Below are 14,547 nucleotides of genomic sequence, written 5' to 3' on the forward strand. Positions count from 1 at the left end.
CGGCGGCGGCTCAGCCGTTCAGGGCCTCGACGCCGGCCTTGGCGTACTTCTCGTCCAGGTCGCCGCTCGGGGCGCCCGCGACACCGATGCCGGCGACCGGGGCGCCGTTCACCTGCACCGGGGTGCCGCCGCCGAGGAAGAGGGTGCCGGGGATGTCCTTCAGGTTCGGGGCCTGGGCGAGGCGGCCGACCAGCACGGAGGTCGGGGCGTTCCAGGAGACGGCGGTGAAGGCCTTGCGCTCGGCGGACTCGTAGGACTGCGGGCCGGCGCCGTCGCCGCGCAGGGTGACGATGGTGTTGCCGTTGCGGTCGACGACGGCGACGGTGACGCGCTGGTTCTCCTTCTGCGCGGCGTGCAGGGCGGCCTGGGCGGCTCGGGTCGCGGCGTCCACCGTCAGGTGGGTGGAGGTGGTGAAGTTCTTGGCGGCGGCCTCGTCCTCCTTCTTCGCGACGGCGGCGGTGGGCGCGGCGCTGGCGCTCACGGCGCCGAAGGTTCCGGCGCCGAGGGCGACGGCGAGGGCGGCACCGGTGAGGACACGGGCACGGGTGTTCATACGGACGCTCCTTGGCGAGGGGGCCTGCCGGCCCCGGCTTGGGTGTGGCGGGCCCGTCGGCCCCGGCGGGCCGCTCCCGGCTCCTGCCGCACTCCGATCCTGGCCCCGGGGAGGGCGCCGGCCCGTCGGCGTACCGGCTCGGGCGGGGCCGCGTTCCGGATGACCCGGGGGTCGGCCGATCGGATGATGCGGAGCCCACCGGGACGGGTTTGGCTGGGGTCCGGACCGTCCCCCGAGCCGGGTCCGCCGCCCGTCCGGCGCGTCCCGGAGCCGCCGGTGGCGGGCCGGGCGCGGCAGGATGGACGTACGACCCCGCTGCAGGAGAGGACCGGCGTGACCCCAGCCCAGCCGCTGCACCCGCAGGAGCCGGGCCGGACCCGGGCGACGCCCCCGTCCGCCCGGGTGGTGGGCCGCGCTCCGTCCCAGGGCACCCGGATGCTGGCCGCGGTCATGCACACCGCCTTCTTCCTCCTGCTCGGCGCGTCCGTGGCCCGCTTCCTGCTCCGGCACCCCGGGGAGCCCCGGACGCCCTGGGTGATCGCCCTCAGCGTGGTCCTCGCCCTGCTGTACGTGCTCGGCCCGGCCATCGGCGCGGCCGCCGGCACCCGGCCCACCGTCCGCCGCCTCCTGTGGCTGGGGCTGGTGGTCGCCACATGGGTGGTGCTGGTGCTGCTGGCGCCCAGCTTCGCCTGGTGCGCCGTGCCGCTCTTCTACACGGCCCTGCGCACCCTGCCGCCGCGCGCCGCGATCACGCTGGTGGCCCTGCTCACCGCGCTGGTGGTGATCGCCCAGCTCAAGCTGGCGAGCGGCCCGTTCGACCCGAACCTGCTGCTCGCCCCGCCCGCCGTGGCCGCGCTCGCGACGGCCGTGTTCGTCCACATGGAGCGGCAGGCGGCAGACCAGCGGGCCCTGATCGACGACCTCATCCGCACCCGCCGCGAGCTGGCCGCGACGGAGCGCCGCGAGGGCACCCTCGCGGAGCGGCAGCGGCTGTCCATGGAAATCCATGACACCCTGGCCCAGCACCTGTCCAGCCAGCAGATGCTGCTGCAGGCCGCCGACCGCACCTGGGACGCCGACCCGGGCACCGCCCGGGCGCACGTCCGCACCGCCACCGGCATCGCCGCGCGCGGGCTCGCCGAGGCCCGCCGGCTGGTGCACGACCTGGCGCCGCCGGAGCTCGCGGACGGGGCGGCGCTGCCCGACGCTCTGCGCGCCCTGGACGCCGGCCCGGGCATCACCGTGCGCTTCCACCTCGAGGGCACCCCGGTGCCGCTGCCGGACCGCACCCAGTCCGCGCTGCTGCGGATCGCTCAGGGCGCGCTGGCGAACGTGCGGGAGCACTCCGGGGCCCGTGCCGCCGCGCTGACCCTGAGCTTCCTCGGCGACCAGGTGGTCCTGGACGTCGCCGACGACGGCCGCGGGTTCACCGGGACGCGGGCCGGCGGCGAGGACCGCGGGCACGGCCTGCCCGCCATCCGCGCCCGGGTGCGGCAGCTGGGCGGCACCCTCACCATCGAGTCCGCCCCCGGCGAGGGCACGGTCCTCTCCGCCGCACTGCCCCTGGAGCCCGCGCCATGACGACCACGATCCTGCTGTGCGACGACCACGTGGTGGTCCGCGCCGGCCTGCTCGCCCTGCTCGGCAGCGAGCCGGACATCGAGGTCCTCGGCGAGGCCGGCAGCGGCGAGGAGGCGGTGGCCCTGGCCGCCAAGCTGCGGCCGGACGTGGTGCTGATGGACCTCCAGCTCGGCGAGGGGATCGACGGGGTGGAGGCGACCCGCCGGATCACCGCGCTGCCGGGCCGGCCACCGCACGTGCTGGTCCTCACGACCTACGACACGGACGCGGACATCAACCGGGCGATCGGCGCGGGCGCCACGGGCTACCTGCTGAAGGCGGAACGCCCGGAGGAGCTCTTCGCGGCCATCCACGCGGCGGCCCGGGGCCGCACCACGCTCTCCCCGCCGGTGGCCAGCCGGGTGATGGCGCAGATGCGCGGGTCCCGCCCCACCCTGACGGAACGTGAGCTGGACATCCTCGGTCAGCTCGCGCACGGGCTGGGCAACCGGGAGATCGCCCGCGCGCTGTTCATCAGCGAGGCCACGGTCAAGACGCACCTGGGCCGGATCTACGACAAGCTCGGCGTCGACACCCGGGCGGGTGCGGTGGCCGTCGCGAAGGAGCAGCGCCTGCTGCCGTGAACGCCGGCCGCGCGTGACACCATCGGGTACGTGCTCGACATCGGCTACTCCCTCTCCCGGCGCTTCCCGGACCCCCCGCAGACCGACTACCGGTCGGCGGACGTCCGCACCCTGCGCCACGACCTGTTCTGCGGGGACGTCTACCTCGCGGACACCGAGCAGGACCGGGAGCTGTCCACAGCCTGGGGATGGGTGCCGGTGCTGGACTTCGCGTGGGCGCTGTGCGACATCGTCGAGGAGCTGGACCGCGACCCGCGCGGCAGCCGCTCCGCGGACCGCCGCTACGCCGAGCTCGACTTCACCGAGTCCAGCGACCGCATGCTGTTCGAGCGGCGCTTCGGCTGGGTGGACATCGAGGCGGACTGGATGCCGCCGGAGGAGCCGCCGCTTTCGTTCAGCCATGCGGTGCTGCGGCGGGAGGCGCGGGACTTCCTGCACGACCTGGTCGCGGACCTCACCGACATGCACGAGGGCCTGGCCGACAACCCCACGATCTGGACCCTCCAGTCCCGCTTCCCCCGCGTCCCGACGCGCTAGCTGTATAGACCCGCGGCGCCGCCCGCGGGGAGCCGGGCGGGGGCAGGAAGCCCGGGCGGCGCGCCGTGGAGGCGGGGCGGGGTGGCGCGGCCGCCGTCGGGGTCAGGCGCGGCGCAGCAGGAGGCGTTCCGCCGCGGCCGCCTGCTCCGCGTCGAGTTCCGTCCCGCCGTCCTCCACGTCCCACAGCACGTTCTGCAGCACCCGCCCCAGCGTCCACCCCCGCGCCCGCTCCCGGTCCAGCCCCAGCACCTCCGTCATCAGGTCGAACCGCCACACCACGTCGTCCGCGTCGAACCGGTTGCCCAGGGCCGGCCACAGGTCGAACCCCGGGTCACCGGCCAGCGGCTTCGGGTCGATCGCCAGCCACGGCTCACGGCGCGCCCCCAGCACGTTGTCCACGTGCAGGTCCCAGTGCAGCAGCCGGTCCCCCGGCTCGCCCGCCACCTCCCGCAGCGCCGCCGCGCAGTCCCGCAGCAGCCCCCGCTCCCGTTCGTCCGTCAGCCGTCCCGCCGCCTCCGGTACGCCGGCCAGCATGCCCGCCGCGACGTCCCCGAGCGACCGTACGCCCGCCGGCGCGGGCACCGCCGTCAGCCGGGCCAGCAGCTCCGCGATCACCCGCACCGCGCGCCGCGGTTCGGCCGCGCCGACCGCCGACAGGTGCCGGCCCTCGTCCAGCCGTTCCAGCAGCAGCGTTCCGGTGGGCCCGTCGTGCTCCAGCAGCCGTACCGCGCCCCGGCCGTCCCACGCCCGCAGCGCGGCGGGTTCCCCGGCGCTCTCCTCGTCCACCAGCTGCAGCTTGAGCGCGGCGGGGGTACCGTCCGCCCGGTCCACCGGCAGCACCAGCGCGGTGACGCCGTGCATCGCCGGCCCGGTCCGGCGCAGCTCCCACCGCTGGAGGAACTCCGCCGCCCGCCCCGGCAGCGCCCTGACGAAGGCCCGCCCGGCCTCCCCGTTGAACCGCAGTTGCGTCTCGACCAGCCCGTCCGGAACCTCGATCATGCAACGACGCTAGCCGGTTCCCCCCGCTCCGGAGAGCCCCCCGCACCGGGACCGGGCCCCGACCCCTGGACACCCGTACGAAGCGCGGTGTAGCAACTCCCCCATGACCAGCGAGACGATCAACGGCGGCATCTCCTTCTGGTACGCGACGGACGGCATCCCGTCCCCGCGCGCACCGCTCACCGGCGACGCCACCGCGGACATCGCCATCGTCGGAGGCGGCTACACCGGCCTGTGGACCGCCTACTACCTCAAGCGGGCCGACCCCTCCCTCCGCGTCACCGTCCTGGAGCAGAGGTTCTGCGGCTACGGCGCCTCCGGCCGCAACGGCGGCTGGCTCTACAACGGCATCGCCGGCCGCGACCGCTACGCCGCCCTGCACGGCCGCGAGGCCGCCCAGCGCCTCCAGCGCGCCATGAACGAGACCGTCACCGAGGTCATCGAGACGGCCGCGAAGGAGTCCATGGACGCCGACGTCCACCGCGGCGGAGTCCTCGAAGTCGCCCGGACCCCCGCCCAGCTCACCCGGCTCAAGGCCTTCCACGAGGCCGAGGCCGCCTTCGGCGAGACCGACCGGGTCCTGCTCGGCGCCACCGACACCCGCGCCCGGATCGACATCGCCGGCGCGGTGGGCTCCTCCTGGACCCCGCACGGCGCCCGCATCCACCCCGCCAAGCTGGTCAAGGCCCTCGCGGACACCTGCGAACGGCTCGGCGTCACCATCCACGAGGCCACCCCCGTCACCGGGATCGCCCCCCGGCGGGCCATCACCCCCTACGGCACGGTCCGCGCCCCGTACGTACTGCGCTGCACCGAAGGGTTCACCGCTGCCCTCAAGGGACACCGGCGCACCTGGCTCCCCATGAACTCGTCCATGATCGTGACGGCCCCGCTGCCCCCCGCGACCTGGGAGCGGATCGGCTGGGAGGACCGCGCCACCCTCGGCGACACGGCCCACGCCTACATGTACGCGCAGCGCACCGCCGACGACCGCATCGCCCTCGGCGGCCGTGGCGTCCCGTACCGCTTCGGCTCCCGCACCGACCACGACGGCCGCACCCAGCCCGCCACCATCGCGGCGCTCACCCGCGTCCTCACCGACTTCTTCCCCCAGCTCACCGGCGTCCCCGTCACCCACGCCTGGTCGGGCGTGCTCGGTGTGCCGCGCGACTGGTGCGCCACCGTCGCCCTGGACCGGTCCACCGGCCTCGGCTGGGCCGGCGGCTACGTCGGCTCCGGTGTCGCCACCGCCAACCTGGCCGCCCGCACCCTGCGCGACCTGGTCCGGCTGGACTCCGGCCGGTCCGGCCCCACCGGCCTGACCGCCCTGCCCTGGGTCGGCCACCGGGTACGCCGCTGGGAACCCGAGCCGTTCCGCTGGCTGGGCGTGCACGCCCTGTACGCCGCCTACCGCGAGGCCGACCGCCGGGAGGCCGCCTCCCACACCCCCGGCACCGCGGCCCTGGCCCGTCTCGCGGACCGGGTCTCCGGCCGCCACTGACACGCCGCCGCCGGCCGGAGCACGGGCGGGCCGCTCACGTGCGGGCGAAGCTCTCCAGGTGGCGCCCGGCCCACTCCCGGAACGACCCGGCCGGCCGGCCCAGCACCCGTCCGACGTCGGGCAGCACCCGCGCCGACACGCCGTCACCGCGCCGCCCGGCCATCTCCAGCAGCGCCTGCGCGACCGGCTCCGGGAGCTTGCGCCGCCAGCCGGCCAGGGCCTGCGGGGGCGTCAGTTCCTCCACGCGCAACGGCCGGCCCAGCAGCTCGGCCAGGACCGCCACCTGGTCCCTCGGCGACACCGCCGCCGGACCGGTCAGCCCGTACGCCCGCCCCGCGTGCGCGTCGGGGTCGCGCAGTGCCGCGACCGCGACCGCCGCCGCGTCCGCCGGGTCCACGCAGGCCGTCGGCGCGTCCGCGCCCAGGACCCGTACGACGCCCTCCGCCCGGATCCCGCCCGCCCAGGCCAGGGCGTTCGACATGGGCGAGCGCAGCCGGAGCACCGTCCACGACAGCCCGGACTCCCGCAGCCGCCGTTCGCCGTCCCGGTTCCACCGGGCCACCAGGTCGTCGGCGCCCGGGTCCGTCACGCCCAGCCAGGACAGCCGGACCACGTGCCGCACCCCGGCCGCCCGGGCCGCCTCCAGCAGGTTCTCGTCGTCCTGCGGCCGCAGCGGGTCGTTGGTGACCGCGAACAGCGCCCCGGCCCCCGCGAACGCCGCCCGCAGCGACTCCGGCTCGCGGTAGTCCCCGCGCACGACGTGGCCCGGCAGGCCGAGGGCGGCCGCCTTCCCGGGATCCCGTACGAGCAGCCGTGCCTCCCCGCCGAGCAGCCGGGCCACGTACCGGCCGACCGCGCCGGTCGCCCCGGTCACCACCACCTCCGGGCCGGTCCCGCCCGCCGAGCGGCTCACCGGCAGCCCCGCTCCGGTCCGAACTGCAGGTTCTCGATGGCCTTCGGCGGCGCCAGCGCGGGCAGCACCAGGCGCCACATCTCCTCCATCCGGTCCGGCAGGTCCGCCCGGCCGGTCTCCATGTGGGAGTGCATCTGCGCCCCCGTGCAGGCGTTCACGATCAGCCGCGCCAGCGCCTCCACATTGGCCGATTTACGCAGCTCGCGCCGCTTCACCGCCACGCGGAAGTCCTGCACCAGCACCTCGGTCCACTGCCGGTGCGAGTTCTCCTCCCGGTCGATGAACCAGTCCTGTTCCATCACCAGCCGCGCCCCCGCGAACAGCACCGCGTTGGTGCGCAGCTGGTAGGCCCACGTCAGCGTGAGGTCCACGGCGTGCTGGAGGCCCTCGGACGGGAGGGGCGGGCTGACCGCGTCGGGCTGCGTCCGCACGATCTCCCGGGCCAGCGCCTCCTTGGACGGGAAGTGGAAGTACATCGCCCCGAGCGTCAGTCCCGCGCGCTCCGCGATACGCGTCACGCTGGCCCCGGCGAAACCCTTCTCACCGAAGACCTCCGCGCCCGCCTGGATGAGCGCCGCCCTCGTCCGCAAGGCCCGGTCCTGCTTGACGCTCCGCTGCACCATCCGGCCCCACACTTTCTCTGCTGATTCGACACGATAGAACTACTGGTTGTGTTCCGGGTCCCGACCGGGATCGATGGTGAGGGAAACCACGAGGGGAGCCCCGACGTCATGACCACCCGTCTCAACACGGCCGATGCCAAGCAGTATGTCGGCAAGCGAAGGCTGCGAGAGGCGCTCGTGGTCGGCTGGGAGCCCGTCGACGACAGCACGCAGACCGTCGGTGTCGAGTGGCCGGCACACCACGAGTTCTACACTCCCACCCCCTGGAGCCACAGTCCGCTCCTGGTGGCCGAAAGCCTGCGCCAGGCCCTCACCCTGATATGCCACATGGCGTACGGGGTTCCGACCGACCACCGGATCAGCTGGGAACGCATGCGGCTTGACGTGAATCCGGCCGCTCTGCGCACCACGGGCACCCCGGCCCGGGCCGAACTGCGCGTCACCCACTCCTCCGTGGCCCGCCGCCCGCGCGGGACCGGCCACTTCACCGGGCACGTCGAGGCCACCGTCGACGGGATCCCCGCCGGCTCCGGCCGGCTCTCCTACGTGACCCTGCCCGGCTCCATATACGACCGGCTCCGCGGCCCCCGGGCCGATGCGGCGCGGGCCTTCGCGGCGGCCCCGGCCCCGGCCGAGCCGGTCCCGCCGGCCCGGGTGGACCGTACCGACCCCCGGGACGTCACCGTCTCCCCGACCGACGCCCCGGACGTCTTCGAGCTGCGCGTGGACACCAGCCACCCGGTCCTCTTCGACCACCCGCACGACCACGTCCCCGGCATGGTCCTGCTCGAAGCCGCGGTCCAGGCCGCCCGCGCGAGCGCTCCGGGCCCGCTCGCCATCACCGGCTTCGACACCGCCTTCGAGCGCTACGTCGAGTTCGACGAGCCCTGCCGGCTCACCGTCGCGCCGGCGCCCCGGGGCCTGGAGGTCACGGGCCACCAGTCGTTCCGGCGGGTCTTCACCGCGTTGCTCACCACTGCCTGAACCGGGCCGGAGAAAAACATGGAGAGGCCCCGGAACCCGTCAGGTCCGGGGCCTCTCCCGCGGAGCCCCCTGTCGGGTTCGAACCGACGACCCCCGCTTTACAAGAGCGGTGCTCTGGCCAGCTGAGCTAAGGAGGCGTAGCCGTCCTCACTCTACACAGACGCCGTTTGCCCGAGCCATCGCGTTCCGGCCGCCCTGCGGGCACGCCAGACACGGCCCCCGGCGGCGGAAATCACGCCGGGACGGGTGCTGACAGATCGGGCGGCTGCGGGTAGCGTCGACCGAAGTTCCACTTCGGTGCACTAGACCAACCCACTCCTTTACTCGGATCGTCCGGCACGTTCCTGCCGGTGAAGGGACGCATCACCATGGCTTCCGTCACGTTCGACAAGGCGACCCGCCTCTACCCGGGCGGCGAAAAGCCCGCCGTCGACCAGCTCGACCTGGAGATCCAGGACGGCGAGTTCCTCGTCCTCGTCGGCCCCTCCGGCTGCGGCAAGTCCACCTCGCTGCGCATGCTCGCCGGTCTGGAGGACGTCAACGGCGGCGCCATCCGGATCGGCGACCGCGACGTCACCCACCTGCCGCCCAAGGACCGGGACATCGCGATGGTGTTCCAGAACTACGCGCTGTACCCCCACATGACCGTCGCCGACAACATGGGCTTCGCCCTGAAGATCGCCGGTGTGGACAAGGCCACCATCCGCCAGAAGGTGGAGGAGGCCGCGAAGATGCTGGACCTCACCCAGTACCTGGACCGCAAGCCGAAGGCCCTCTCCGGCGGCCAGCGCCAGCGCGTGGCCATGGGCCGCGCCATCGTCCGCAAGCCGCAGGTCTTCCTCATGGACGAGCCGCTGTCCAACCTCGACGCCAAGCTCCGCGTGTCCACCCGCACCCAGATCGCCGCGCTCCAGCGCGACCTGGCGATCACCACCGTCTACGTCACCCACGACCAGGTCGAGGCCATGACGATGGGCGACCGGGTCGCCGTCCTCAAGGACGGCCTGCTCCAGCAGGTCGACACCCCGCGCAACATGTACGACCGCCCCGCCAACCTGTTCGTCGCCGGGTTCATCGGCTCCCCCGCCATGAACCTCGTCGAGGTCCCGATCACGGACGGCGGCGTCAAGTTCGGCGACAGCGTGGTCCCCGTCTCCCGCGAGGCCCTGTCGGCCGCCGCCGACGCCGGCGACCGCACCGTGACCGTCGGCATCCGCCCCGAGCACTTCGACATCTCCGAGCAGGGCGGTCTGCCCGTCACCGTCAACGTCGTCGAGGAGCTGGGCGCCGACGGCTACGTCTACGGCAGCGCCCAGGTCGGCGGCGCCTCCCAGGACCTCGTGGTCCGCGTGCACGGCCGGCAGGTCCCGGAGAAGGGCTCCACCCTCCACGTGGTGCCGCGGGCCGGCGAGACCCACGTCTTCTCCACCTCCTCCGGGGAGCGCCTCTCCGACTGACCGGCCTAGTCCCGGTGGCACGCCCCCACGCCGCACCGTCAGCGTGGGGGCATGCTCGGTCCTGCGGCCGTCGCCGCGTCGTACGTCGTGCTCCAGCTGGTCCTCGTGCTGCCCGGCAGCGGCCTCGGCTGGGACGAGACGGTGTACCTCAGCCAGGTCAGCCCGTACGGGCCCGCCGCGTTCTTCAGCGCGCCCCGCGCCCGCGGCGTCAGCTTCCTCGCGGCCCCCGCCGCGCTGCTCAGCCCCGACCCGGCGGACCCGCTGCTGCTGCGGGTCTTCCTCGCCGTGGCCTCCGGGGTCGCCCTGTTCGCCGCGTTCGCCGTCTGGCGGCCGCTGCTGCCGGCCCGCGTGGTGACCCTGGCCGCCGCGCTGTTCACCGGCCTGTGGGTGACGGTGTACTACGGGCCGCAGGTCATGCCCAACCTGTGGGTGGCGTACGGCGCGCTGATCGCGGTGGGGTGCTTCCTGCGCGCCGCGACCACGCCCGGCCGCCCCGCACGGGGAGCGCTCGCCGGCACCGCGGCCGGGGTGTGCCTGGTCGGCCTGATGCGGCCCCCCGACGCGGTGTGGCTGGTGGCGGTGCTGGCCGGCGCGGCCCTGCTGGTGCGGCGCTGGCGGCGACCGGTGCTGCTGCTCGCCCTGGCCGCGGGAGCGGCCGTCGGCGTGGCCGAGTGGGTGGTCGAGGCCCAACTCCGGTACGGGGGGACGGTCGCACGGCTGCGCCGGGCCAGCGAGATCCAGGGCGACCTCGGCTGGCACCCCGCGGTGACCGCCCACCTGCGCGCCCTGGAGGGGCGGACCCTGTGCCGCCCCTGCGACGTGGCGTGGCGGCGGCCGGTGACCGGCCTGTGGTGGCTGCTCGGCACGGCGGCGGTGGCCGCCGGGCTGTGGACCGCCCGGCCCACCGCCGGGCCCACCGCCCGCGGCCTCCGCTCCCCCGCCGCCGCGGACCGCCCGGCCGCGCTGCCGCTGGCCGCGGCCGCCGGTGCCGCGCTGGGCCTGCCGTACCTGCTCCTGGTCGGGTACGCGGCGCCCCGCTTCCTGCTCCCCGCGTACGCCCTGCTCGCGCTGCCCGCCGCGGCCGGTGTGCTGGCGCTGCTGTCCCGGGGCCGGGTGCTCGCCGGAACGGTCCTGGTGGCGCTGGCCGGGCACCTGGCGGTGCAGTACGCCGTCCTCGACGCGGTGTCGGACCGCGGCCGGGCCAACGCGGCGGCCTTCGGGCGGGTGGCCGCGGAGCTGCGCGGCCAGGGCCTGCGACCGCCCTGCGTGGTCAGCGGCTACGAAGCGGTGCGGGTGGCGTTCCGGCTGGGCTGCTCCTCCCGGCAGGTCGGCGGCCACGACGGCAGCATCACCGCGGCCGGGCTGCGGACCACCGCCCGCGACCGGCCGGTGGCACTGCTGCTCCGCGACGGCGGGCCGGTCCCGGAGTACGCGCGGGACTGGCGGCGGCTGCCCCTGACCAGGCTGCCGGGCATCGCGGCGTACGAGGCGCGCCTGGCACCCCTGCCGAGTGCGGGCCGGACGGTTGAAGCACGGGGGGACAGGTCGGCGAACTCCCCGGCGAACCGGGTGGTTTCGAGCGGCGTACGTCAACACGCCTTTCGAAAGGGCCCCTCGAACCGTCCCCCGAGAGGGTGACTAAATGTCGCCAAATCTTCACCGAGCGCTACTCTCGCCCTCGTGACCCACACTGCCCGCCGTATCGGCCGTTCCCTCGCCCTGGTCCTGCCCGTCGTCCTGGTCCTGTCCGGGACGCTCGCGGTCACCATGGTCCCCTGGGCGGACAACTCCCCGTCCCAGATCCTGACCGCCTCCGCCGAGGACGTCTCCGTCCAGGCGAAGCCGCGCACCGCGCAGGACCTGCTGCGCGAGAAGCTGCTGAACGAGCTGCAGCGCGGTCAGACCCCCGACGTGGTCCTCACCAACCTCCAGAAGGAGGTGGACCGCCACCCGTCGCTGGCCGACCACTGCATGGGCATCGCCCGGGCCATCGGCCGCGCCGCGAAGGTCGCCTACGGGCCGACGAAGGCGCACTCCTACTCCCGCCCGGTCTGCGACACCTCGTACGCCGCGGGCGTGGCCTCCGTCGACTAGTCACGGCACCCGGTCGGCCGGCCCCCGAGCCCCGGCCGACCGCACCGCCGGACCAGCCGGACCAGCCGTACCCGCCGGACGACGCGCTGACGCCGGCGCCGCCGGACGCGCCGACGCCGGCGGGTCCGGCCGCATACTTCCGCCATGACGGAACCCCCCGACGCCGCGCACCCCGCAGCCGCGCACCCCACCGCCCCCACCCAGGCCGTCGTCCTGGCCGGCGGACAGGGTTCGCGGCTGCGTCCGTACACGGACGACCGCCCCAAGCCGATGGTCGAGATCCCCGGCACCGGCACGCCGATCATCGGGCACCAGCTGGCCTGGCTGGCCGCCGAGGGGGTCACCGACGCGGTGGTCTCCTGCGGCCACCTCGCCGGCGTGCTCCAGGACTGGCTCCGCACCACCGAACTGCCGCTGCGCGTGCGGACGGTGGTGGAGGAGGAACCCCTCGGCCGCGGCGGCGGACTGAAGTTCGCGGCGGCGCGCCTGCCCCACCCCGACCGGTCCTGGTACGCCACCAACGGCGACGTCTGGACCCGCTTCCCGCTGCGCGAGATGGCCGCCTTCCACACCGAGCGGGCCGCGACGGCCACCCTGGCGCTGGCCCGCCCCCGCATCCCCTGGGGCGTGGTGGAGACCAACGGCTTCGGCCAGGTCCTGGACTTCATCGAGGCCCCGCCCTCGCCCTACCTCGTCAACGCCGGCGTGTACGTGTTCTCCGCCGGATTCGCCTCCCTGCTGCCGGACTCGGGCGACCACGAGCGGACCACGTTCCCGCACCTGGCGCGGGAACGGCGCCTGGCCGGCTACCCGATCCCGCAGGGGGCCTACTGGCGGGCCATCGACACGGCGAAGGACCTCACCGAGGCAGCACGTGAACTCGCCGCGCAGAGGGCCCCCTGAGGCCGTTCCCGGGGCGCGTGGACGAACGAGGAGGGCCCGGCGCGCGGTTCGCGCGCCGGGCCCTCCTGCGGTTCCTGGGGACGGTTCCGGTTCAGCCGCCGATCAGGCCGCCCACCAGACCCGGCCGGCGGGTCGGGGTCTCACTGCCGCCGCTGTCCGTGCTGGACGCGGGCGGCTTCTGCGGGGCGCTCTGCCGGGGGGTCTGGCTGCGCGGGGCGGTCTGGCCCGTGCCCCGGGTGGCGGTCGGCGACTCCGAACCGCTGCCGCTGGTACCGGCGGTGGCCTTGGAGGTGGCCGTACCGGTCCTGGAACGCGGGGACTTGGCGGGGGTCGAAGGCTTGGCGCTGGGGGTGGCCTGCTTGGGCGCCTTCGGGACCGGCCGCTGCTCGGTACGGGCGGCCGGCTCCTTCGGGAGCGGCGAACCGGGCAGGTAGTTGCTGGGCGCCTCGCCCGGACCGGGCACGGTGACCACGGTGCTGGAGCGCACCGCCCCACCGAGCAGCGAACCGATCAGCAGGGTCAGGCCGACGACCACGGTGGCCATCAGCGCGCCGCGGCGCAGCACCCGGCGGCGCAGCCGCCAGACCTCGGAGCGCGGGCCGAGGGTCCGCCACGCCTCGCCGGTGAGGCGGGCGTCGAGGGAGTACACCGGGGCGCCCGCGATGACCAGCGGGCTCCAGGCGGCCAGGTAGATGATGTCCGGGGCGTCGTAGGCCGGGACGGTCTTCCAGCTGACCGTCATCAGCAGGGCGGCGGAGAGCAGCGCGCCCAGGCAGGCGGCGAACCGCTGCCACAGCCCGAAGACGGTCAGGACGCCGACGATGACCTGGAGGAAGGCGACGGTCAGGCCGGCGCCGACCGGGTGCTGGAGGGCGAAGTCCCGCAGCGGTTCCGCCAGCGCCCAGGGGTGCAGGGTGTGCAGCCAGGTCACCATGGAGCCGCGCTCGCCGCCGTCGAAGTAGACGGGGTCGCAGAGCTTGCCCATGCCGGCGTAGATGGAGATGAAGCCGAGGAAGACGCGCAGCGGGAGCAGCACGACGCCCAGGTTCATCCGGCGGTCGGGGTAGTACGAGGCCTGGCCCGGCCGCGGTTCGGCGGGGGTCCGCCTGATCTCCGCGACGGGCTCCGCGTCCCGGCCGTACGGCGGGCGGTGGCCCGGGTCGCGCGGCAGGTCCGGGACGGGGGCCAGCGGCCTGGTGGCGTCGTGGTCGTAGCTGCGCTGGCCCACCACGGTCGGGGTGGGCAGGGTGTCCCCGGCGAGGTCGTGGGCGAGGTCGACCCGGGGGATGACCTGGGTCGCCCCGCCGTCGAACTCGTCGTGGCCGCGGCCGGATTCCCGTACGGCCTGGAGCAGGCCGCCGGTGGCCGCGGCGGCGTCGCCGCCCGGCCCGGCCTTGCCGCTCCACACGACGGGGGCGCGGCGCGGCCGCCGGGTCGCGCCGGCGGCCGCGACGGCACCGCTGAGCGCGGGCACGCGGGCGGGGGCGCCCGGTGCTCCGCCGGGCCTGGGACGCGCGCTCGGGCTCGGTGCGAGCCGCACACGGAAGCTGGCGTGGTTGACGATGACCTGTGCGGGGTCGCACGGCACCTTGACCATGCTCAGCGCGGGCTGGTCGTCGAACCTGGGCGTTCTTGTGTCCACACTCATCTAACCGAGTGATCAATGTTTAGGACACTGCCTTGACAGCACGAAGCTGTCCGAGGCCCGTCAAGGCATCATTTCCGGCCGGGCCGCGCCCCCGCACACTGCGCCGCCCGGCCCAACCCCGCCCTCCGCCG

At 75.1% G+C, this 14,547-nt stretch carries 14 protein-coding genes and 1 tRNA gene; 9 read left to right on the forward strand and 6 right to left on the reverse strand.

What is annotated here, in order from left to right:
- Window positions 1-10 precede the first annotated feature (10 nt).
- Entirely contained in the window at window positions 11-553 is a 543-nt protein-coding gene (locus ACFY61_RS24740; RefSeq protein WP_389475162.1) for a heme-binding protein, read from the reverse strand.
- Window positions 554-988: 435 nt separating this feature from the next.
- Between ACFY61_RS24740 and ACFY61_RS24745 the strand changes: the two genes are divergently transcribed.
- Genes ACFY61_RS24745 through ACFY61_RS24755 form a run of 3 tightly spaced genes read left to right on the forward strand, consistent with a single transcriptional unit; the run spans window position 989 to window position 3,294 of the window.
- Window positions 989-2,134 (forward strand): sensor histidine kinase, encoded by a 1,146-nt coding sequence (locus ACFY61_RS24745; RefSeq protein ID WP_389475330.1) that lies wholly within the window; start codon window positions 989-991, stop codon window positions 2,132-2,134.
- Window positions 2,131-2,757 carry a response regulator gene (locus ACFY61_RS24750; RefSeq protein WP_389475164.1) on the forward strand — a complete coding sequence of 209 codons (627 nt, stop codon included), beginning with the start codon at window positions 2,131-2,133 and terminating at the stop codon, window positions 2,755-2,757. The genes ACFY61_RS24745 and ACFY61_RS24750 overlap by 4 nt, the downstream gene beginning before the upstream one ends.
- 30 nt (window positions 2,758-2,787) lie before the next feature.
- Window positions 2,788-3,294, forward strand: coding sequence for a hypothetical protein (locus ACFY61_RS24755; RefSeq protein ID WP_389475165.1), 507 nt, complete (start codon window positions 2,788-2,790; stop codon window positions 3,292-3,294).
- Window positions 3,295-3,396: 102 nt separating this feature from the next.
- On the opposite strand, the gene ACFY61_RS24760 is transcribed toward ACFY61_RS24755, so the two are convergent.
- The gene (locus tag ACFY61_RS24760; protein WP_389475167.1) at window positions 3,397-4,293 is read right to left on the reverse strand and encodes an aminoglycoside phosphotransferase family protein; all 897 of its coding nucleotides are present in this window, start codon (window positions 4,291-4,293) and stop codon (window positions 3,397-3,399) included.
- Between the two features lie 103 nt (window positions 4,294-4,396).
- Between ACFY61_RS24760 and ACFY61_RS24765 the strand changes: the two genes are divergently transcribed.
- Window positions 4,397-5,794: an NAD(P)/FAD-dependent oxidoreductase gene (locus tag ACFY61_RS24765; RefSeq protein ID WP_389475169.1), complete on the forward strand. Its 1,398-nt coding sequence runs from the start codon at window positions 4,397-4,399 to the stop codon at window positions 5,792-5,794.
- 34 nt (window positions 5,795-5,828) lie between these two features.
- Here the strand turns inward: ACFY61_RS24765 and ACFY61_RS24770 are convergent, their stop codons facing one another.
- Window positions 5,829-6,707, reverse strand: a complete 879-nt coding sequence (locus ACFY61_RS24770; protein ID WP_389475171.1) for an NAD(P)H-binding protein — start codon at window positions 6,705-6,707, stop codon at window positions 5,829-5,831.
- Window positions 6,704-7,330: a ScbR family autoregulator-binding transcription factor gene (locus ACFY61_RS24775; RefSeq protein WP_389475173.1), complete on the reverse strand. Its 627-nt coding sequence runs from the start codon at window positions 7,328-7,330 to the stop codon at window positions 6,704-6,706. Before ACFY61_RS24775 ends, ACFY61_RS24770 begins: the two co-directional genes overlap by 4 nt.
- Window positions 7,331-7,438: 108 nt before the next feature.
- Here ACFY61_RS24775 and ACFY61_RS24780 point away from each other — a divergent pair, with 108 nt between their 5' ends.
- Complete coding sequence (locus tag ACFY61_RS24780; RefSeq protein ID WP_389475175.1) at window positions 7,439-8,314, forward strand: ScbA/BarX family gamma-butyrolactone biosynthesis protein; 876 nt, start codon at window positions 7,439-7,441, stop codon at window positions 8,312-8,314.
- A gap of 63 nt (window positions 8,315-8,377) precedes the next feature.
- On the opposite strand, the gene ACFY61_RS24785 is transcribed toward ACFY61_RS24780, so the two are convergent.
- Window positions 8,378-8,451: transfer RNA gene (locus ACFY61_RS24785), tRNA-Thr, on the reverse strand.
- Window positions 8,452-8,682: 231 nt separating this feature from the next.
- On the opposite strand from ACFY61_RS24785, the gene ACFY61_RS24790 reads away from it, so the two are divergent.
- From ACFY61_RS24790 to ACFY61_RS24805, 4 genes are all read left to right on the forward strand, one after another.
- Entirely contained in the window at window positions 8,683-9,771 is a 1,089-nt protein-coding gene (locus ACFY61_RS24790) for an ABC transporter ATP-binding protein (protein ID WP_389475177.1), read from the forward strand.
- A gap of 51 nt (window positions 9,772-9,822) precedes the next feature.
- Entirely contained in the window at window positions 9,823-11,409 is a 1,587-nt protein-coding gene (locus ACFY61_RS24795) for a hypothetical protein (protein WP_389475179.1), read from the forward strand.
- 42 nt (window positions 11,410-11,451) lie between these two features.
- Entirely contained in the window at window positions 11,452-11,865 is a 414-nt protein-coding gene (locus ACFY61_RS24800) for a hypothetical protein (RefSeq protein ID WP_389475181.1), read from the forward strand.
- Between the two features lie 144 nt (window positions 11,866-12,009).
- The gene (locus tag ACFY61_RS24805) at window positions 12,010-12,768 is read left to right on the forward strand and encodes an NDP-sugar synthase (protein WP_389475183.1); all 759 of its coding nucleotides are present in this window, start codon (window positions 12,010-12,012) and stop codon (window positions 12,766-12,768) included.
- A gap of 91 nt (window positions 12,769-12,859) precedes the next feature.
- On the opposite strand, the gene ACFY61_RS24810 is transcribed toward ACFY61_RS24805, so the two are convergent.
- Window positions 12,860-14,416 (reverse strand): DoxX family membrane protein, encoded by a 1,557-nt coding sequence (locus tag ACFY61_RS24810; protein WP_389475185.1) that lies wholly within the window; start codon window positions 14,414-14,416, stop codon window positions 12,860-12,862.
- Between the last annotated feature and the right edge of the window lie 131 nt (window positions 14,417-14,547).

It is taken from the genome of Streptomyces sp. NPDC012888 (assembly GCF_042900645.1).
Lineage (GTDB): Bacteria > Actinomycetota > Actinomycetes > Streptomycetales > Streptomycetaceae > Streptomyces.